This window comes from Streptomyces sp. NPDC111628 (genome assembly GCF_055635195.1).
In genome coordinates this window covers 968,588-986,182 of sequence record NZ_JBVKBZ010000003.1, presented here as the reverse complement: position 1 = coordinate 986,182, position 17,595 = coordinate 968,588, and the positions used below count along the sequence as shown (strand labels likewise).

Below are 17,595 nucleotides of genomic sequence, written 5' to 3'. Positions count from 1 at the left end.
CGCGCCGCAGGCTTTCCTCATGACGACCACACTGATCACCGGAGCCAACAAGGGCCTCGGCTTCGAGACGGCCCGCCGCCTCCTCGCCGCGGGCCACACCGTCTACGCCGCCGCCCGCGACCCCGAGCGCGGCCGCCGCGCCGCCGCGGAACTGGGCGCGCGGCCCCTCGTCCTCGACGTCACCGACGACGCCTCCGTCGCCGCCGCCGTGCGGACCGTGACGGCCGACGGCGGCCTCGACGTACTGGTCAACAACGCCGGCATCGAGCAGCGCGGCGAGCTCAACTCCGTGACCGGGGCCGACGGCACGACCGCGGACCTGCTGCGCACCGTCTTCGAGACCAACGTCTTCGGTGTGGTGCGTGTCACCCACGCGTTCCTGCCGCTGCTGCACCGCTCCGCCGCGCCCGTCGTGGTCAACGTGAGCAGCGGCCTGGCCTCCCTGACGGGACTCACCTCGCCCCAGAGCCCGGGGTACGGCTACCCGGGCCTCGCCTACCCGGCGTCCAAGACCGCGGTCAACGCGCTGACCGTGCAGTACGCGAAGGCGTTCCCCGGGATGCGGATCAACGCGGTCGAGCCCGGTTTCACCGCGACCGACCTGAACGGGAACACCGGTACGCAGACCGTGGCGCAGGGCGCCGAGGTGATCGTCCGGATGGCCCGGCTGGGCCTGGACGGACCCACCGGGGGCTACTTCGACGCGGCGGGCCCGCTGCCCTGGTAGTCGCCGCAGTTGCCGGAGCCGCTCAGCAGCCCGCGGGCGTGGGCCGGCCGCGCGAGACCACGCGGGTGCCGTGGCCGTCGACGACACGGGCCTGGAGCGAACCGCAGGCGCACCGGGTCCACAGGGTGCCGCCCGCCCCGGTGGGGTGCGCGGACAGCACCTGGAAGGGCTCGGCACCGTCGGGCCACCCGCAGTGCGGGCAGACGAGACCGGTCGTGCTGGGCATGGCGACTCCTCGTGCGTCAGTGGGCGTCAGTGGGTGTCAGTGGTACGTCGGGATGCCGGTGTGGGACTTCGGTCCCACCGTGGCGCCACTGACAGGGTGCGGCCACGGATCCGTTCACGTCCAGGTTGACTTTACGGACTCCACCGTGAAGCGTGCACTTCATGATTGATCTGCGCAGGTTGCACGTGCTCCGGGCGGTCTCCCACTACGGCACGGTCACCGCGGCGGCCCGCGCCCTGCATTTCACCACCTCGGCCGCCTCGCAGCAGATCCGGCAGCTCGCCCGGGACCTGGGCGTCGACCTGCTGGAGCCGCAGGGGCGCGGGGTGCGGCTCACCGCCGCCGCGGAGAGCCTGCTGGAACACGCCGACGCGATCGAGGCCCGCTGGGACGAGGCCGAACAGGATCTGCGGGCGGGGGAGGGGGCCCCGGCCGGACCGCTGCGGGTGACGGGGTTCCCGGTGGCCGTCGCCGTCCTGCTGGCCCCGATGGCGGCGCGGCTGCGCGAGCGGCACCCCCGGCTGTCGGTGCGGATCCGGGAGGTCGAGGTGGCGGAGAGCTTCGACCTGCTCTTCGAGGGGGAGAGCGATCTGGCGGTGGTGGAGGCGACTCCGGTCAGTCCGCCTTCGGGCGACACGCGCTTCGAGCAGCGGCCGCTCCTGGACGAGCCGTTCGACCTGGTCGTCCCCGTGGACCATCCGCTGGCCGGACGGGAGGAGGCGGACCTCGCCGACGTGGCCCACGAGGCCTGGATCGCGCCGCTGCCGCAGAGTCCCTGCCGGACGCACATGGTGGCGGCCTGCGGTGCGGCCGGGTTCACCCCCGACGTGGTGCATCTCGCGGTGGACTGGAACGTCACGGCCCACCTGGTCGCGCACGGGCTCGGCGTCGCGCTGGTGCCGCGGCTCGCCCGGCTCACCCCCGAGCTGCCGATCGTCCGCGTGCCCTGCGCCGGCCGGCCGCACCGCAAACTGCTGACCTGCACGCGCAGCGGTGGCCACCGTCGCGCGGCGGTCGCGGCGGCGCTGGAGGAGCTGCGCACGCTGGCCGCCGCGGCGGTGGCCTGACACACGGCGGGACCGGAGCTCGGCCGAGCTCCGGTCCCGTACGACGTGCTCTCGCGCCGGTCAGGCGGCGATGGCGTCGTCCGCGTGGCCGTGCAGCCGGGCCACGACCTCGGTCAGCTGGGCGGCCACCTCGGCGTCGTCGGCCGGGTGGGTCTCGGCGAAGCGGGTGAGCGAGCCGGGGATGGACAGCTTGAGGTCCTCGATCACCTTGCCGCCCGCGATGCCCACGGCCTTGCGGGCCTCGTCCTGCGCCCACACGCCGCCGTACTGGCCGAAGGCGGTGCCGACCACGGCGACGGGCTTGCCGGTGAAGGCGCCGGCGCCGTACGGGCGGGACAGCCAGTCGATGGCGTTCTTCAGGACGGCCGGGATGGTGCCGTTGTACTCGGGCGAGAAGAGCAGGAAGGCCTGTGCGCCCTGGGCGGCCTCGCGCAGCTTCGCGGCGGCGGCCGGGACGCTGCCCTCGACGTCGATGTCCTCGTTGTAGAAGGGGACGTCGGCGAGCCCCTCGAACAGGTGCACCTCGGCGCCCTCCGGCGCGAACTTGACGGCCGCCTCGGCGAGCTGGCGGTTGTGCGAACCGGCGCGAAGGCTGCCGACGAGCGCAAGGATGCGGACAGACATGAGTACTCCCACTGGTGGAACACGTGTCGGCGGGCGTGCCGAAACACTGCGGTAACAATCCGGACCGGGGTCCGTTTAATTTCTAACATCTCAAACGGACCGCGGTCCAGTTCTCTTCCCGATGCTTTACGCTGGCTTCATGCCCGCTGCCCCGCCGCCCTTCCCGCAGCCCCAGGAGAACGCCGGTCCGCCCGAGCTGCTGCAACTCGGCACCGGGATCGACGAGGACGAGCCCTGCCTGCGCGCCGACGCCGCGCGCAACCGCGCCCGGCTCCTGGAGGCCGCCGAGCGGCTGGTGGCCGAGCACGGCGCGGGCGCCCTCACCATGGAGGCGGTGGCCGCCGCGGCCTGTGTGGGCAAGGGCACGGTCTTCCGCCGCTTCGGCGACCGCACCGGGCTCCTCGCGGCACTGCTCGACCACTCGGAGCGCAAGTTCCAGGCCGCCCTGCTGAGCGGTCCGCCGCCCCTGGGCCCGGGCGCACCCCCGGTCGAGCGGCTGCGGGCCTTCGGCTGCGCGCTGCTGCGCCGCTCCATCGACGAACTGGATCTCCTCCTCGCCGGGGAACCCAGCGCCGAACGCCGCCACACCTTCCCGCCGCGCCGTTTCCTGCGCCACCATGTGGCCCTGCTGCTGCGGGAGGCCGTGCCGGACGCCGACAGCGAACTGCTCTCGCACACCCTCATGGCCTACCTCGACGCCGCCCTGATCCACCACCTCACCCAGCAGTGCGGGCTGCCCGCCGAACGCGTGCGGGCGGGCTGGCTCGACCTGGTCGCGCGGCTCACCCGCACCGACACCCCGGCCCCCGGGGCCGAGCCCCCGGCCGTCGCGCCGTCGGCCTGAACTCCGTACGCCGTGGACGGCGTTGCCCCGCCCGCCGCCCCGCGTCCGGCTTCTGCCAGGATGCCGTACGTCATGGTGCAGATACCGAATCCACCGCCCTCCGATCCCTCCGCACCGCGCTCGGTGCCCACGAGCGCCGATGTGGCCCGCCTGGCCGGCGTGTCGCGCGCGACCGTCTCCTACGTCCTCAACAACACCGGCACCGTACGGATCAGCGAGCCCACCCGCCGCCGCGTTCGCGAGGCCGCCCGGGAACTGGGCTACGTCCCGCACGCCGCGGCCCGCTCCCTGCGCGCCGGGCACAGCCGCATGGTCCTGATGCCGGCGCCGTCCTTCCCCGCCGGCCCGCTCTACAGCCGGTTCCTCAGCGAACTCCAGTGGGCGCTCGGCCGCCTCGACTACACCGTCGTGCAGTACGGCTCCGTCGGCCTGCACGGCGACGAGGCCGCCCGCGCCTGGGCCGAACTCCGTCCGGTCGCCGTCCTCGCACCCGGTTCCGACCTCGGCCCGCAGGGCGTGGAGGTCCTCAAACGCTCCGGCGCACGGGCGGTCGTCACCCTCGGCCCCGAGGCCGTCGACGGAGCGCACGCGCTGCTCACCGACCAGGTGGGCGTCGGCCGCGGCGCGACCCGCCACCTCTACGACCGCGGACGCCGCAGAATCGGCGTCGTCGTGCCCGCGGAAGGCGGCCTGGACGTCTTCTCGGCGCCCCGCCTCGCGGGCGCCCGCGAGGCCGTGTCCGGCACCGACGCCACCGTCACCGAGCTGCCCCTCGCCTACGACGAAGGGGACGCCGCCCGCCTCGCGGCACGCTGGCGCCCCCTGGGGCTCGACGCGGTGTTCGCGTACAACGACGAGTACGCGATGCTGCTGATGCGGGCCCTCCAGGACGAGGGCCTCGACATCCCCGGCCACGCCGCCGTGATCGGCGCCGACGACCTCATGCTGGGCCGGCTGCTGAGGCCCCGGCTCAGCACCGTCCACCTGGAACTGCCCGCCGGCCGCGACCTGGCCGCACTCGTCGACCGCGCGGTGCACGACCCCGGCGCCGCGCCCGAACGCCACAAGGTGCTGGGCGCGACAGTCGTGCACCGGGAGTCGAGCTGACCGGCGGCCGAACCGCCCGCTACGGGCCCTACTGGCCTTCCTGGCCGTTCTGCCCGGCCTGCGCCTGCTGCTCGGCGACCGACTTGCGGACCTCGTCCATGTCCAGCTTCCGCGCCTGGCCGATCACGTCGGTGAGGGCCGCCTCCGGCAGCGCGCCGGGCTGCGCGAACACGGCCACCTGGTCCCGCACGATCATCAGCGTCGGAATCGACTGGATGCCGAAGGCCTGCGCCAGCTCGGGCTGCGCCTCGGTGTCCACCTTGCCGAACACCAGGTCCGGGTTGGCTTCCGCCGCCTTCTCGTAGACCGGCCCGAACTGCTTGCACGGACCGCACCACTCCGCCCAGAAGTCGATCAGTACGAACTCGTTGTCCGTGACCGTCTGGTCGAAGTTCTCCTTGGTGAGTTCCACGGTGCTGGTCATGAGGTGATCCCTCTTCCTGGTTTCGGGGGAGAAGCCGTCGGCACAACACTGCCGACGTGGTGGGTATTCCGCGCACGTACCCATGTGGCCACGGCGCACACCACCCACCAGACTGACCCCATGACGCAATCGGATTCCCTCACGTACGACGTCGTGGTGATCGGCGCGGGTCCCGTCGGAGAGAACGTCGCCGACCGCACCCGCGCGGCCGGGCTGTCCACCGCGATCGTGGAGAGCGAACTGGTCGGCGGCGAATGCTCCTACTGGGCGTGCATGCCCAGCAAGGCCCTGCTGCGTCCGGTCCTCGCCCGTGCGGACGCCCGCCGCCTGCCCGGCCTCGCCCAGGCGCTCCAGGAACCCCTCGACCCGCAGCACGTCCTCTCCCGCCGGGACGAGTTCACCTCGCACTGGAAGGACGACGGCCAGGTCCAGTGGGTCGAGGGCATCGGCGCCGACCTGTACCGCGGACAGGGGCGGCTCGCCGGACCGCGCGCCGTGGAGGTGACCGCCTCCGACGGCACCCGCCGCACCCTGACCGCCCGGCACGCCGTCGCCGTCTGCACCGGCAGCGCCGCCGCGCTGCCCCCGCTGCCCGGAATCGCCGAGGTACGCCCCTGGACCAGCCGCGAGGCCACCAGCGCCAAGAGCGCGCCCGGCCGGCTGATCGTCGTCGGCGGCGGAGTCGTCGCCGTCGAGATGGCCACCGCCTGGCAGGCCCTCGGCTCCCGGGTGACGATGCTGGTGCGCGGCGACGGCGGCCTGCTCGCCCGCATGGAGCCGTTCGCCGGGGAACTGGTCGCCGAGGCGCTCACCGAGGTCGGCGTGGACATCCGCACCGGCGTCTCCGTCGAGTCCGTCACCCGCGAGAACGGCACCGTCCTCGCCGTCACCGACACCGGCGACCGCCTGGAGGCGGACGAGATCCTCTTCGCCACCGGCCGGACGCCGCGCACCGGCGACCTCGGGCTGGACACCGTCGGCCTGAAGCCGGGTTCCTGGCTCCCGGTCGACGACAGCCTCCGTGTGGAGGGCAGTGACTGGCTCTACGCCGTCGGCGACGTCAACCACCGCGCTCTCCTCACCCACCAGGGCAAGTACCAGGCACGCATCGCGGGTGCCGCCATCGCCGCCCGCGCCTCCGGGGTGCCGATCCTGGAGTCCGACCCCTGGGGCGCGCACGCCGCGACCGCCGACCACGACGCCGTGCCCCAGGTGGTGTTCACCGACCCCGAGGCCGCGTCCGTCGGCCTGACCCTGGCCGAGGCCGAGCAGGCGGGACACCGCGTCCGCGCCGTCGACGTCCCGATCGCGGTGGCGGGGTCGAGCCTGTACGGCGACGGCTACAAGGGCCGCGCCCGCATGGTGGTCGACCTGGAGGACGAGATCGTGCGCGGCGTCACCTTCGTCGGCCCGGGCGTCGGCGAGATGATCCACTCCGCGACGATCGCCGTCGCCGGCCGGGTACCGATCAGCCGCCTGTGGCACGCGGTCCCGTCGTACCCGACGATCAGCGAGGTGTGGCTGCGACTCCTGGAGACCTATCGGGACAACTGACGGTCCGGCCGGGCCGGCCCCAGTCCCGGCGGGCGGTGCCGCAAGCCCGTGCGGGCGGGCGGTCAGGCCGCCGGGCCGGGCAGTTCGAAGCCCAGGGCCGACGCCGCGTGCTGCGGCGTCGGCTGGGACCAGAGCTCCGCCATCGCCGCGTTCGAGGCCAGCGAGCGCAGCTCGGCCCGGTCCAGGTACAGCGTGCCGTCGAGGTGGTCCGTCTCGTGCTGCACGATCCGGGCCGGCCAGCCCGCGAACACCTCGTCCACCGGCCGTCCGTGCTCGTCCCGCGCCCGCAGCCGCACCTCGGCGTGGCGCGCCACCACCGCCTGCCAGCCCGGCACGCTCAGACAGCCCTCGAAGAACGCGGCCCGCCCGGCGCCGGCCGGTTCGTACGAGGGATTGACCAGCACCCGGAAGGGCTGCGGCACCCGCCCCCGAGCCACCCGCACCTCCTCCGGCACCGGCGCCGGATCCTCGATCACCGCGATCCGCAGCCCCACCCCGACCTGCGGCGCGGCCAGTCCGACACCCGGCGCCGCGTGCATGGTCAGCCGCAGCGCCTCGACGAACCTCGCGAGGAGCGCGGGGGCCAACTGCCCGTCGAACGGCTCCGCCGCGCGCCGCAGCACCGGATCACCGGCCGCGACGACGGGCAACGGGCCGCCGACGGCGAGCAGTTCCTCGACCCGCTCGGCAAGCGGGGCACGTTCACTCGCAGTTCCCATCGCGTCAGGATGCCACGCTCCGAGTCCGCGCCCCGCGTTTGTGCTCCGCGTGCGCGCTCCGAGTCCGCGCTCAGAGTTCGGCGAAGTCGCCCGCGAGGGCCGAGGCGATCCGCAACTGCGCGTCGGCCTCCTCCTGCCGCCCCTGCCGTTCGAGGGTGCGGCCCAGCATCAGCCGGGCGTAGTGCTCGACGGGATCGCGCTCGACGAGGATCCGCAGCTCGGCCTCCGCCCGCCGCAGCTGGGCCGAGTGGTAGTAGGAGCGCGCCAGCAGCAGCCGCGGGCCGGTCTGCTCGGGCACCTGCGCGACCAGTCCGTCCAGGACGCGCGCCGCGGCGGCGTAGTCCTTGGCGTCGAAGAACATCCGCGCGCGCTCCCAGCGCTCCGCCGGCGTTCCGTGGTCGTAGTACGTCATGTCCACTGAGACCTCCTTCGGCCCCTGTAACCACGCCACACGGTTGAACATTCCACTACTGATGGAGGCGCGCGTGGAGGTACTCGTGGGGGCGCCGTCGCCCGCCACGGTGACGGCCCGCGGTCCGTCTGACGGGAAGGCCCCGCCGGGTCTAGGTTGGGCGGCATGAGCAACCTTGATCGCGAGGCCGTACCCAGTCTCTGCGGCGGCCGCGGCTTCGTGGTGACGGAGCCCGTACGGGAACTTCTCAGCCCTCGCCACGTCAAGCTCGGCGAGTCCACCGAGGTCCGCCGACTGCTGCCCAACCTGGGCCGGCGCATGGTCGGCGCCTGGTGCTTCGTCGACCACTACGGCCCCGACGACATCGCCGACGAGCCCGGCATGCAGGTGCCGCCGCACCCGCACATGGGGCTGCAGACGGTGAGCTGGCTGCACGAGGGCGAGGTGCTGCACCGCGACTCCACCGGCAGCCTGCAGACCATCCGCCCGCGCCAGCTGGGCCTGATGACCTCCGGCCACGCGATCAGCCACTCGGAGGAGAGCCCGCGCCCGCACGCCCGCCTCCTGCACGGCGCGCAGCTGTGGGTGGCCCTCCCGGACGCCCACCGCCACACCGACCCCCACTTCGAGTTCCACGCCGAGCTGCCCCGGGTCACCGCCCCGGGCCTGGCCGCCACCGTGCTCCTCGGCACCCTCGACACCGCCACCTCGCCCGGCACCACGTACACCCCCCTCGTCGGCGCCGACCTGGCCCTCACCGGCGGCACGGACGTACGCCTGCCGCTGGAACGGGACTTCGAATACGCCGTACTGGCCATGAGCGGCGAGGCACACGTCGACGGTGTGCCCCTGGTGCCGGGCTCGATGCTCTACCTCGGCTGCGGCCGCGCCGAACTGCCGCTGCGGGCCGACGCGGACGCGGGCCTGATGCTGCTGGGCGGCGAGCCGTTCGAGGAGGAGCTGATCATGTTCTGGAACTGGATCGGACGGTCGCAGCAGGAGATCGTACATGCGCGCCGGGACTGGATGGAAGGGACACGGTTCGGTGAGGTCAAGGGGTATGACGGCGTCCCGCTGCCTGCCCCTGCGCTGCCGACGGTGCCACTGAAGCCGCGCGGAAGGGAACGCTGACCTGCGGGAATGGCCGATGAGCTGATGCCGGCCAGTCGGCCGGCCGTCCTCCGTCGTCCCTCATGGGTACCTTGCGGGCGAGGGGCGGCAGGGCGTGCTGTTAGCTCGATGCGCTGCGCCATGCCTGTCGAGGGTGTGGCCATCTGTGGGTGGCTGTGGCAGGACATTTGCTAACCCTTTGCTCACTCTACTGACGCGTCATCATGTTCCGGTGGCATTTGTGGCTGACCTCTGGGCGCGGTGGCGTCGTCAGCGTGGCTGGATGACCACCGGGTGGATAGCGAGCCTGTGGGTGACCGGCACACGCTCTGCCGCACGGACTCGCTGCTTGGCCCATCGTATTGTGGGGGTTCTACAAGCGGTGTCAATGGCTGTGATGGTGAGGCTTATGGTGCTGCCTTCCTGGAGGAGAGCCGTATCGGAGCGCTCGTAGCAGGCTTCTCGGCGGCTGGTCGTACCGCGTACGTGAGCCTCTGAGAGAGATCCCCGTGAATCACGGCCCTGTCGTGGCATGGGGAGCCGGGTCCAGGATGGAGCGGATCCGACGCAGTCCTTCGTGATTGACGGAGAACCAGGCCCAAGTACCGCGCCGTTCGCGGTCCAGGAGCCCTGCCTCAGTCATGATCTTCAAGTGGTGACTGACTGTGGACTGGCGCAGCCCCAGGCTGTCCGCCAGATCGCACACGCAGGCCTCGCCATCGGGGGCCCGTTCCAGGAGTCGGAACAATTGCAGGCGGGTGGGGTCGGCGATGGATCTCAGTATCGTGGACAGTTGTTCGGCTTCTGATCGCTCCAGGGGCTGGCAGTTCAGCCCGGGCCCGCACGAGCCACCTTCGAGGAACCCGTCATCCGACATCTGCAGATCTATGACAGTCACCCGTCAACCATAGACGCAGTGTGATCACCTTGACACGATCGAATATGGCCGGACTGCGAGTTCACCTCATGTTGGGCAGCTGCTAATGCAGGCCTCTCCGTTTCGGTCCTTGGTGGCTATGGCTTTGTGGCAGCCGTAGTTGGTGCCGTGTACCAGGCGATGAGCGCAGCGGCGGCCGAGGTCAACGCGAGAACGGCGAACAGGTGGGGGTAGCCGCCGAGAGGGGCGGCCAGGGCGGTGCTGGCGAACGGAGCGAGTGCGGAGGCGGTCGTCGTGGGGGCGGCGAGGAGGCCGGAGAGGCGGCCGTAGCGATTGGCGCCCCATCGGTCTGTGATGGCGGTGGCCTGCAGCAGGGTCAGGTTGCCGCGGACTGTGCCGGCGATGACGGCCAGCGCCGCAAGCAGCCCGTACGGGCCGGGAATGAGCGCGAAGGCTGCGGTGGTCACTCCACCCATGCCGATCAGCACTGCTGCGCGTAGAGCGGGGGAGCTGCGGCGGGCCAGCGCGGCGTAGAGGGTGCGTCCGAGGGTCTGGCCGGCTCCGCCCAGCCCCAGGGCCCAGGCGGCTTCGGCAGCGGTGTAGCCGCGGTCGAGCAGCAGGGGGACGAGGGTGATGACGACGGCGTACGTTGCGAACGCCGAAAGGGTCAGAGCCGTTGCCAGAAGGAGGAAGGGACGGCTACGCGTGACGACGGCCGTGGACGCGGTCTCACCTGTTGTGCTCGGAGGTGGGGCGGGAGGCCATGGGCCGCGCAGGGCGTAGGCGTGGACGGGCACCGTCACCGTGGCTAGGACGAGAGCCAGCAGCAGGTAGGTGTGCCGCCAACTGAAGTGGTTGGCCAACTGGGCGGTGAGGGGTGCGAAGACGGTCGATGCCAGGCCGCCGGCGAGAGTGACGATCGTCAGCGCACGTACGTGGTTGGGGGCCCACCAGCGGGTCAGTGCCGCGAAGGCGGGCTGGTAGAAGGTGGAAGCCATGGCGAAGCCGGACAGTAGCCATCCCGCGGTGAACAGGGTCAGATTGGGGGCGCTGGCGATGATGACCAAGCTGACTGTGCCGACCACCGAACCGACGGTCATAACTGTGCGAGGGCCTCGGGCATCGAGGATGCGGCCGATGCGGATGCCGGCAACGGCGGACATCAGCAAGGCTGCGGAGAACGCGGCCGTGGTCGCGGTGGCGCTCCAGCCGGTGGCCATGGTGATCTGTGGGTTGAGGACGGGAAAGGCGTAATAGACGATGCCCCAGCTGGTGATCTGCGTCAGACACAGGGCGGGGAGGGCCGACCGCGGCCGCGCCGGCTGGTCGAGGGCGGCCGCGGGGGAGGCCATGGAGCGGTAGCTCATGCGCCGGTCAGCAACAACTGGTTGTGGTGGCCTGCGGTCCCGGTTGGACGGCGTGGGTGGGTGCGCAACACGTGCTGCCGGGTTGCTTGGCCAGGGTGTCCGCGTCCGCCTTCACGACGTACACCTCCCACGCCTCCTGACCGGGGCCGTGCACCCACACCTTGTCCTGCAGGGCGTAGCAGCAGGCGGTGTCGTTCTCTTCGCGAGTGCTCAGCCCTGCCTGGCTCAGCCGGGCGGTGGCTGCCGCAACGTCCTCGGTGGATGCCACCTCGACACCGAGGTGGTCCAGGCGGGTGTCCGCGCCCTCTTCTCCCTCGATCAGAACGAGCTTGAGCGGCGGCTCGGTGACGGCGAAGTTCGCATAGCCATCACGGAGCTTGGCCGGCTCGGTGTCGAAGAGCTTGCTGTAGAAGGCGATGGCTGACTGCAAGTCGGGAACTCGCAGGGCGAGTTGTATCCGTGACATGGGACATTCCTCCTGCCGGTGCAATGGTGCGCGCTCCCGCGGCCGCAACGGCTGCGGGTGGGGACGATCAGGCGTTGCAACTGCTGCCGGGGGTAGTGGCCGGTCCGGGGGAGATGGTGGACAACTGGACCAGCTGCGGAGCGGACGGAGCGCAGCAGCCTTCCGTTTCGGGCTCGGCGGCGCCGTCCGTGTTAAAGAGTCCGGAGCCTCCACACACGCCGGTTTCCGGCAGGACCAGTTCGACGCGGTCGGCAGCTTCGGTTTCGCCGGCAAGGGCGGCCGCGATCGAGCGGACCTGCTCGTAGCCGGTCATCGCCAGGAACGTGGGAGCTCGCCCGTAGCTCTTCATGCCGACCAGGTAGACACCGGAGTCCGGGTGGGACAGTTCCCGATGGCCGTGCGGGTAGACGGTGCCGCACGAGTGCTGGTTGGGGTCGATCAGCGGAGCGAGCTCGACCGGTGCCTGCAGGCGCTCGTCCAGGCGCAGGCGGACCTCGGAGAGGAAGGACAGGTCGGGGCGGAAACCGGTCAGGACAATGATCTCGTCCACTGCCTGGAGCCGTCGTCCGTCCTCCGCGACGAGGATCAGTCGGCCCTCAGCACCGAGTTCTACGGCCTCGGTGCGAAAGCCGGCGACCGCCTCGGCGTGGCCCTCATCGACGGCGGCCTTGGCAGCCAGACCGAGGGCACCGCGTGCGGGCAGCTGGTCCGCTTCACCGCCGCCGTAGGTGGAGCCCGAGAGGCCGCGGCGCAGTACCCATACCGCCTTTGTCGTCGCGCTGTTCTGCGATCGCGCGAGTTCGGCCAGTGAGGCGAGCGCGGTGAATGCCGAGGCGCCCGAGCCGATGACCGCGGTGCGCTTCCCCGCGTAGCGTGCGCGCACCGCCGGGTCGGTGAGGTCGGGGACGCGGTAGGTGACATGGTCGGAGGCCATGTGCTCGCCGAGGGCGGGCAGACCGCTGCTGCCGGCGGGGGAGGGCAGGGACCAGGTGCCGGAGGCGTCGATCACCCCAGAGGCGGTGATCCTTTCTTCCCGGCCGTCAGTGTGCCTCACCTGGACGACGTACGGCTGTGCGTCGCGGTCGGCGTCCACGACGCGGTCCCGACCGGCCTTCGAGACGCCGGCGACTCGGGCTCCGTAGCGGATCTGGTCGCCGAGGGTGTCGGCAAGCGGCTGCAGATAGTGCTTCACCCAGTCACCGCCGCTGGGGTAGGTGCTGCTGTCGGGCCTGCTCCACCCGGTGGGGGTGAGGAGCTTTTCGGCGGCGGGGTCCACGACCTCGCCCCAGGTGGAGAACAGGCGGACGTGTGCCCACTCGCTGACGGCACTGCCGGCGGTGGGGCCTGCTTCCAGCACGAGCGGGCGCAGACCCCGTTCCAGCAGATGAGCTGCGGCAGCCAGCCCAATGGGTCCGGCGCCGATGACGACTACGGGCGGGGTGAGGACGGCGAGCGCAGTCACGATGACTCCTCGGCTTCGATGTTTGTCGATGCCGCAAGGATGCATCCGGGATCGACATCCGTCAACATAGAAGTTCATCTATCCTGCGCCCGATCGGGCACAGAGGGGTTCCGCTTGCTGCTTGGCAAATGATTAGATGCCTGTCAACATAGAGGCATGTCGAATCTGGCTCTGGACTCCACCAACGTGAACGCCACCGCGTCCTGGTGCTGCCAGCCGCTGGGCAAGGAAGAGCTGTCCGCTGCGGACTCGGAAAAGATCGCCGTGATGTTCAAGGCGCTGTCCGATCCCGTCCGGCTGCGGCTGTTTTCGAAGATCGCTGCTCGGCCGGGCGGCGAGGCCTGTGTCTGTGACATTCAGGATGTCGGAGTCTCTCAGCCTACGGTCAGCCACCACCTGCGCAAGCTGAGAGAGGCCGGACTTCTTGAGTCGGAGCGCCGTGCCAGTTGGGTGTACTACCGAGTTGCGCCCGGCGTTTTGTCGGCCATGGCGGGACTGCTGTCGCAGACCACCTGAACCGGTCGGCTCTGCCCGTCCGCAGGTGCGCGCTCGGACGGTGTGCTGCGGCCCCTGGGTGCCAGGACATGCCCACCGGTAACGGATCCCAGAAGGGACGCTGGGAGGGAGATGTCATGTGTCAGAAAGGGGCGGGCTCCGCTTGTGACGGGACGTGTCTGGAGCTGACTGCGGCCGACATGGTCTGGTGGTCCAATGTCTTCAAGGCCCTGGGAGATCCCGTTCGTCTGCAGCTGTTGATGAAGCTCGCCGAGCAGTCCGGGGGTGAAGCCCCAGTGCATGAGTTGGCGGACGTCGGGGTGTCCCCGGCCACCGTCAGCCATCACCTGAAACGATTGCGCTGTATCGGCTTGATCGAGAGCAGACGTGACGGTCGGCTCGTCTACTACAAGCTGGGTGCGGGTGTGCGCGCTGCGCTGATGCAGATCCTGCATCAGCGCAGCCAGGTCGGCGCGTAAGGATCCGCCGTCGGGACCGAGGCTCCTCTCCAAGCGGTGCGGTGCGGTGCAACGACGCGAGGTGAGGGGCGATCGAGACACTGTGGGCGTTGGCAGACTTCCGTCCACCTACTGGCGATCAGCCCACGGCAGCAGGTGTGGATGCCGTCACGGGTTGGTCCAGGTGGACGGTCGTATCGCACAGGCGTTCCACCTGCGCCGGGTCGTGGGAGACCAGGAGGACGGCACGGCTTCCGCGCAGCGCCGAAATGGACTGTTCGACCTTGTCCCTGCTGCGTTCGTCAAGGGCGCTGGTGGGCTCGTCGAGCAGCAGTCCGGCCGGCTCCAGGGCCAGAGCCCGGGCAAGGCAGAGTCGTTGGCGCTGACCTGCGGAAAGATTCTGCGCGGGTGAGTCGAGCCGGTCGGCGACCTCCTTCCACAGACCGGCTTCCTCCAGCGCCTTCTCCGCTCGCTCGCGCAGGATCTCTTGGGAGGCGCGGAGAAGATGGCGGAGCCCGAACAGGGCGTTGTCGAGGATGCTGCCCCCGAAGACGACAGGCGTCTGGGGCACAAGGACGATCTTCGACCTCAGGTCGGCGTCTCCCTTGCCGGGGGCGATCGTGCGGTCCAGCACCCGCAGTTCCCCATCGCGGGTCAGTCCGTTGGGGAGCAGTTCCACCAGGGCGCGCAGAACCGTGGATTTGCCGACCCCGGACGGTCCGCACAGGCCCGTGGTCGATCCGTGCTTGAGGCTGAAGGAGACGGGGCCGACAAGGCTTTTGTCCCTGCTGCGCACGCGGAGTTCGCGCACGGTGATCACGTTGTCCATCGTTCCCCCTCAAAGCGGTTGCGCAGCGCGACCGCCGCGCTGAGAAGTACGGCTGTGATGATGACCAGCACCATGGCACTTCCCCATGCCTGGGTGACGGCCTGTGGGTCTCCCGAATCCTGGGAGAGCGTGAAGATGTGGGTCGGTAGTGCCTGCACCGGCGCTTCCACGATGCCGCTCGGTAGGGCGGGTGCGCCGAAGAAGACCGTCGCAGTGAAGATCAACGGGGCGGTCTCGCCGGCGGCGCGGGCCAGTCCGAGCAGCAGTCCGGTGATCGTTGCGGGCCAGGTGTACGGAACGACGACGGAGCGGACGAACTGCGCGCGCGTCAGGCCGAGGGACATGGCGCTTTCCTTGAGTTCCGGGGGGATGCTCCTGACGCGGGCGGATGTCGTCAGGGCTATCACCGGCACCACGACGGGAACGAGTACGATCGCGCCGGCCAGCCACGACCGGCCCCAGCCCATGGTGGTGGAGAGGATCACGAATCCGGCCAGGCCCAGCAGGATGGTCGGAGCCCCTCCGAGGACGACCGTGAAGGTCTGCAGCACTCGCGCGGTGCGCTCGGATGCGTGGACGCCGATCAGGATGCCCGCACCGAATCCGAGGGGCAGGGCCAGGATGCCGGTGGTGATGATAAGGAGCACGGTGCCGACGATCTGGTCGCGGACGCCTCCTCCTGCCGCGCCCGTCGCTGATGAGAACCAGAAAGACGGATTGAACGCCGAGCTCCCTCGCGTCACCAGTAGACCGAGCATGCCGAGGAGGAGGGCACTGGGTAGGAGCAGGGCGCCCAGCCGCAGCGTCATGACCAGCCGGTCCCGCTGCAACCGCATCCGAGATGTCCCCCGGAAACGCGGAGTGCGTTCCGCCGCGTTCTTGCGGGTGCGACTTCGTGTGCCCCAGATGGTCGCGGCGGCCACCAGCGCCAGGAGGATGAGACCGAGTGCGCACAGCGCGGCGAAGTGGGGGCCTGAGGTCCCGGCGAGGACGGGCTCCGGACCGGCGAGTTTCGTCGTCAGAGTCTGGCCGGGGTGGGACAGCGAGTCGAGGAACCCCCCGAAACTGGTGGGCAGTCGTCCATCTGCCCGGCCGACGACCAGGAAGACGGCGATGGCTTCGCCCAGTGCTCGGGCCAGTCCGAGCAGCACAGCCGCTCGCATGCCGGACCGGGCAAGCGGCAGTACTGCTGAGCGGACCACTTCCCGGCGGGTCAGGCCGAGGGAGTACGCGGACTCGCGGACACGGTCCGGTACAGCAGCGAGTGAGTCGACGCTGACCGCCACGATCGTCGGAGTGATCATGACGGCGAGGACGATGCCGGCGGCAGCGAGACTGTCGCCGCCGGGTACGTCGGCGATCTGCGCAATGACAGGGCGGACGACCATGATGCCGATGAGGCCGTAGACGATGGACGGTACGGCTGCGAGTAGCTCCACGCACATGCGTAGTGGCCGGGACAGACGGGGCGGGAGGTACTCCGACAGTGCGACGGCTGCGGCCCAACTGATCGGCACGGCGATGACCAGCGCGAGGGCGGACACCACGGCGGTTCCGTAGATCATTGCCAGGCCGCCGTACACAGAGCTTGTCGGGCTCCACGCCTTTTCGGTCAGCACTTCAAGCCAGTTGACGTGTCCGCTGGCCAGTCCTGCGCCGAGGTATCCGATGACGGTCAGGAGCAGGGCCGCCACGGCGACGGCCCCGCCGTAGAGCCAACTCCAGATCCATTTGGAGGCGCGCGGGCGGCTGCCGACGTCGGGTGCGACGGGCGGCCGTGTCAGGGTCTTGGTGGTCATCGACTACTTCCCGATTTCCTTGAGGGTCAGGTAGTCGTGCTTGGTCATCAAGGCCTGGCCCTTGGCGGAGAGTACGTAGTCGATGAACTTCTTGGCGGTCCCCTCCGGTTTGCCGTCGGTGATCATGTACAGGGGACGGGACATGGGGTACTTGCCCGTGGCGATGTTCTCGGGGGACGCCTCTATCCCGTCCAGCGTGACCGCGGCCAGGCGGTCGCGTCCTTCGACGAAGCTGGTGGACAGCGGTGCCACGGCCCCAGGCGTGGACTCCAGCTTGTTGCGGGTTTCCAGGTTGCCGCCGACGATGGCGAAGTTGCCGGACTCGGGCGGCGGCGGGGCCTTCTCGTCCACGTAGATGTACTTGTCGAGGACCTCCCGCGTGCCTCGCCCCGGCTCCTTGTCGTAGACGAAGACGTCGAGATCCGGACCGCCGACTTCGGACCAGTTCTTGATCTTGCCTTCGAACAGGTCACGCACCTGGTCGGCGGTGAGGTTCTTGACCCCGGCGTCGGCGACCTGCTTGGTGACGATGATGCCGACGGCGTCGGCGCCGATCTGTGTGGAGACGAAGTCGGTGTCGGGGTTGGCGGCCTTGTCCTCTTCGGACAGGGGCTTCGAGCTCAGGGCGATGGTGATCTGCCCAGAGGCGAGCTGCGAGATGCCGCCGGCCGAACCGCCCTGGGTGGCGACGGTGATGTCGAGTCCGTCGGCCTTGAGTGCCTCGGCCGCGTCGGCGGCGACCGGAGCCACGGTGGTGGACCCGCTGACCTGCAGGGCGCCACTCTTTCCGGATCCGCCGTCGGCGCAACCGGCCAACGACATGACCGCCAGTGCCGAAGTTGCGAGGCATGCGAGGCGGCGCTTCTTGCTGAACATTTCTGAGGCCCTTCCTTTGCGCGTGACCGTGGTACTCGGGGTGCAGGGGAACAGGGCGCGATGCGACGCCCTCAGGACGGTCACCGGTGTGACAGACGAGGAAGGACTGGGCTGGTAGGCGGACTGCCCCCGTCAGTCATGCCAATGGCAGA

Annotated in this window: 20 protein-coding genes; 8 read left to right on the top strand and 12 right to left on the bottom strand. The window is 70.4% G+C overall.

Going from position 1 to position 17,595, the window contains the following annotated elements:
- Positions 1–19: 19 nt before the first annotated feature.
- The gene (locus ACZ7MF_RS19405; protein WP_471478025.1) at positions 20–727 is read left to right on the top strand and encodes an SDR family NAD(P)-dependent oxidoreductase; all 708 of its coding nucleotides are present in this window, start codon (positions 20–22) and stop codon (positions 725–727) included.
- Positions 728–749: 22 nt separating this feature from the next.
- Here the strand turns inward: ACZ7MF_RS19405 and ACZ7MF_RS19400 are convergent, their stop codons facing one another.
- Entirely contained in the window at positions 750–953 is a 204-nt protein-coding gene (locus tag ACZ7MF_RS19400) for a hypothetical protein (protein ID WP_016325524.1), read from the bottom strand.
- A 161-nt stretch (positions 954–1,114) separates the two neighbouring features.
- Between ACZ7MF_RS19400 and ACZ7MF_RS19395 the strand changes: the two genes are divergently transcribed.
- The gene (locus ACZ7MF_RS19395; RefSeq protein ID WP_471478024.1) at positions 1,115–2,020 is read left to right on the top strand and encodes a LysR family transcriptional regulator; all 906 of its coding nucleotides are present in this window, start codon (positions 1,115–1,117) and stop codon (positions 2,018–2,020) included.
- A gap of 60 nt (positions 2,021–2,080) precedes the next feature.
- Here the strand turns inward: ACZ7MF_RS19395 and ACZ7MF_RS19390 are convergent, their stop codons facing one another.
- Positions 2,081–2,644: an NAD(P)H-dependent oxidoreductase gene (locus ACZ7MF_RS19390; RefSeq protein WP_471478023.1), complete on the bottom strand. Its 564-nt coding sequence runs from the start codon at positions 2,642–2,644 to the stop codon at positions 2,081–2,083.
- A 139-nt stretch (positions 2,645–2,783) separates the two neighbouring features.
- Between ACZ7MF_RS19390 and ACZ7MF_RS19385 the strand changes: the two genes are divergently transcribed.
- Positions 2,784–3,488 (top strand): TetR/AcrR family transcriptional regulator, encoded by a 705-nt coding sequence (locus ACZ7MF_RS19385; RefSeq protein ID WP_471478022.1) that lies wholly within the window; start codon positions 2,784–2,786, stop codon positions 3,486–3,488.
- Positions 3,489–3,560: 72 nt separating this feature from the next.
- Positions 3,561–4,595, top strand: a complete 1,035-nt coding sequence (locus ACZ7MF_RS19380; RefSeq protein WP_471478021.1) for a LacI family DNA-binding transcriptional regulator — start codon at positions 3,561–3,563, stop codon at positions 4,593–4,595.
- 28 nt (positions 4,596–4,623) lie between these two features.
- Here the strand turns inward: ACZ7MF_RS19380 and trxA are convergent, their stop codons facing one another.
- On the bottom strand, positions 4,624–5,019 hold the full coding sequence (gene trxA / locus ACZ7MF_RS19375) for a thioredoxin (RefSeq protein ID WP_393639997.1): 396 nt from the start codon (positions 5,017–5,019) through the stop codon (positions 4,624–4,626).
- 120 nt (positions 5,020–5,139) lie between these two features.
- Here trxA and ACZ7MF_RS19370 point away from each other — a divergent pair, with 120 nt between their 5' ends.
- On the top strand, positions 5,140–6,573 hold the full coding sequence (locus tag ACZ7MF_RS19370) for a dihydrolipoyl dehydrogenase family protein (protein ID WP_471478020.1): 1,434 nt from the start codon (positions 5,140–5,142) through the stop codon (positions 6,571–6,573).
- Between the two features lie 62 nt (positions 6,574–6,635).
- Here ACZ7MF_RS19370 and ACZ7MF_RS19365 read toward each other — a convergent pair whose 3' ends face one another.
- Positions 6,636–7,292, bottom strand: a complete 657-nt coding sequence (locus ACZ7MF_RS19365) for a peptide deformylase (protein WP_471478019.1) — start codon at positions 7,290–7,292, stop codon at positions 6,636–6,638.
- Between the two features lie 70 nt (positions 7,293–7,362).
- Positions 7,363–7,710: a tetratricopeptide repeat protein gene (locus ACZ7MF_RS19360; RefSeq protein ID WP_471478018.1), complete on the bottom strand. Its 348-nt coding sequence runs from the start codon at positions 7,708–7,710 to the stop codon at positions 7,363–7,365.
- Positions 7,711–7,869: 159 nt separating this feature from the next.
- Here ACZ7MF_RS19360 and ACZ7MF_RS19355 point away from each other — a divergent pair, with 159 nt between their 5' ends.
- Positions 7,870–8,835, top strand: a complete 966-nt coding sequence (locus ACZ7MF_RS19355) for a pirin family protein (RefSeq protein WP_471478017.1) — start codon at positions 7,870–7,872, stop codon at positions 8,833–8,835.
- A gap of 493 nt (positions 8,836–9,328) precedes the next feature.
- Here ACZ7MF_RS19355 and ACZ7MF_RS19350 read toward each other — a convergent pair whose 3' ends face one another.
- From ACZ7MF_RS19350 to ACZ7MF_RS19335, 4 genes are all read right to left on the bottom strand, one after another.
- A complete protein-coding gene (locus ACZ7MF_RS19350) occupies positions 9,329–9,691 on the bottom strand; it encodes an ArsR/SmtB family transcription factor (protein WP_153181633.1) in 363 nt (120 codons plus the stop codon).
- A gap of 137 nt (positions 9,692–9,828) precedes the next feature.
- A complete protein-coding gene (locus tag ACZ7MF_RS19345) occupies positions 9,829–11,058 on the bottom strand; it encodes an MFS transporter (RefSeq protein ID WP_471478016.1) in 1,230 nt (409 codons plus the stop codon).
- Positions 11,059–11,065: 7 nt separating this feature from the next.
- On the bottom strand, positions 11,066–11,524 hold the full coding sequence (locus tag ACZ7MF_RS19340; RefSeq protein ID WP_471478015.1) for an ArsI/CadI family heavy metal resistance metalloenzyme: 459 nt from the start codon (positions 11,522–11,524) through the stop codon (positions 11,066–11,068).
- Positions 11,525–11,591: 67 nt separating this feature from the next.
- Positions 11,592–12,986: an FAD-dependent oxidoreductase gene (locus tag ACZ7MF_RS19335; RefSeq protein WP_471478014.1), complete on the bottom strand. Its 1,395-nt coding sequence runs from the start codon at positions 12,984–12,986 to the stop codon at positions 11,592–11,594.
- Between the two features lie 156 nt (positions 12,987–13,142).
- On the opposite strand from ACZ7MF_RS19335, the gene ACZ7MF_RS19330 reads away from it, so the two are divergent.
- Together ACZ7MF_RS19330 and ACZ7MF_RS19325 are read left to right on the top strand one after the other, a co-directional pair.
- On the top strand, positions 13,143–13,502 hold the full coding sequence (locus ACZ7MF_RS19330) for an ArsR/SmtB family transcription factor (RefSeq protein WP_007445854.1): 360 nt from the start codon (positions 13,143–13,145) through the stop codon (positions 13,500–13,502).
- Positions 13,503–13,570: 68 nt separating this feature from the next.
- Entirely contained in the window at positions 13,571–13,960 is a 390-nt protein-coding gene (locus tag ACZ7MF_RS19325) for an ArsR/SmtB family transcription factor (RefSeq protein ID WP_471478013.1), read from the top strand.
- Between the two features lie 118 nt (positions 13,961–14,078).
- Here the strand turns inward: ACZ7MF_RS19325 and ACZ7MF_RS19320 are convergent, their stop codons facing one another.
- The 3 genes from ACZ7MF_RS19320 to ACZ7MF_RS19310 are packed head-to-tail and all read right to left on the bottom strand — an operon-like array spanning position 14,079 to position 17,443.
- Positions 14,079–14,768 carry a phosphate ABC transporter ATP-binding protein gene (locus tag ACZ7MF_RS19320; RefSeq protein ID WP_471478012.1) on the bottom strand — a complete coding sequence of 230 codons (690 nt, stop codon included), beginning with the start codon at positions 14,766–14,768 and terminating at the stop codon, positions 14,079–14,081.
- Positions 14,756–16,567, bottom strand: coding sequence for a phosphate ABC transporter permease subunit PstC (gene pstC / locus ACZ7MF_RS19315; protein ID WP_471478011.1), 1,812 nt, complete (start codon positions 16,565–16,567; stop codon positions 14,756–14,758). Before pstC ends, ACZ7MF_RS19320 begins: the two co-directional genes overlap by 13 nt.
- A gap of 3 nt (positions 16,568–16,570) precedes the next feature.
- On the bottom strand, positions 16,571–17,443 hold the full coding sequence (locus tag ACZ7MF_RS19310; protein WP_471478010.1) for a phosphate ABC transporter substrate-binding protein: 873 nt from the start codon (positions 17,441–17,443) through the stop codon (positions 16,571–16,573).
- Positions 17,444–17,595 lie beyond the last annotated feature (152 nt).

Coding starts and splice junctions, on each gene's coding strand:
- ACZ7MF_RS19340 (WP_471478015.1), bottom strand. CDS start 11,524: ATGTCACGGATACAACTCGCCCTGCGAGTTCCCGACTTGCAGTCAGCC.
- ACZ7MF_RS19390 (WP_471478023.1), bottom strand. CDS start 2,644: ATGTCTGTCCGCATCCTTGCGCTCGTCGGCAGCCTTCGCGCCGGTTCG.
- ACZ7MF_RS19400 (WP_016325524.1), bottom strand. CDS start 953: ATGCCCAGCACGACCGGTCTCGTCTGCCCGCACTGCGGGTGGCCCGAC.
- ACZ7MF_RS19350 (WP_153181633.1), bottom strand. CDS start 9,691: ATGTCGGATGACGGGTTCCTCGAAGGTGGCTCGTGCGGGCCCGGGCTG.
- ACZ7MF_RS19345 (WP_471478016.1), bottom strand. CDS start 11,058: ATGAGCTACCGCTCCATGGCCTCCCCCGCGGCCGCCCTCGACCAGCCG.
- ACZ7MF_RS19385 (WP_471478022.1), top strand. CDS start 2,784: ATGCCCGCTGCCCCGCCGCCCTTCCCGCAGCCCCAGGAGAACGCCGGT.
- ACZ7MF_RS19320 (WP_471478012.1), bottom strand. CDS start 14,768: ATGGACAACGTGATCACCGTGCGCGAACTCCGCGTGCGCAGCAGGGAC.
- ACZ7MF_RS19325 (WP_471478013.1), top strand. CDS start 13,571: ATGCCCACCGGTAACGGATCCCAGAAGGGACGCTGGGAGGGAGATGTC.
- trxA (WP_393639997.1), bottom strand. CDS start 5,019: ATGACCAGCACCGTGGAACTCACCAAGGAGAACTTCGACCAGACGGTC.
- pstC (WP_471478011.1), bottom strand. CDS start 16,567: ATGACCACCAAGACCCTGACACGGCCGCCCGTCGCACCCGACGTCGGC.
- ACZ7MF_RS19355 (WP_471478017.1), top strand. CDS start 7,870: ATGAGCAACCTTGATCGCGAGGCCGTACCCAGTCTCTGCGGCGGCCGC.
- ACZ7MF_RS19370 (WP_471478020.1), top strand. CDS start 5,140: ATGACGCAATCGGATTCCCTCACGTACGACGTCGTGGTGATCGGCGCG.
- ACZ7MF_RS19365 (WP_471478019.1), bottom strand. CDS start 7,292: ATGGGAACTGCGAGTGAACGTGCCCCGCTTGCCGAGCGGGTCGAGGAA.
- ACZ7MF_RS19330 (WP_007445854.1), top strand. CDS start 13,143: ATGTCGAATCTGGCTCTGGACTCCACCAACGTGAACGCCACCGCGTCC.
- ACZ7MF_RS19395 (WP_471478024.1), top strand. CDS start 1,115: ATGATTGATCTGCGCAGGTTGCACGTGCTCCGGGCGGTCTCCCACTAC.
- ACZ7MF_RS19310 (WP_471478010.1), bottom strand. CDS start 17,443: ATGTTCAGCAAGAAGCGCCGCCTCGCATGCCTCGCAACTTCGGCACTG.
- ACZ7MF_RS19405 (WP_471478025.1), top strand. CDS start 20: ATGACGACCACACTGATCACCGGAGCCAACAAGGGCCTCGGCTTCGAG.
- ACZ7MF_RS19380 (WP_471478021.1), top strand. CDS start 3,561: ATGGTGCAGATACCGAATCCACCGCCCTCCGATCCCTCCGCACCGCGC.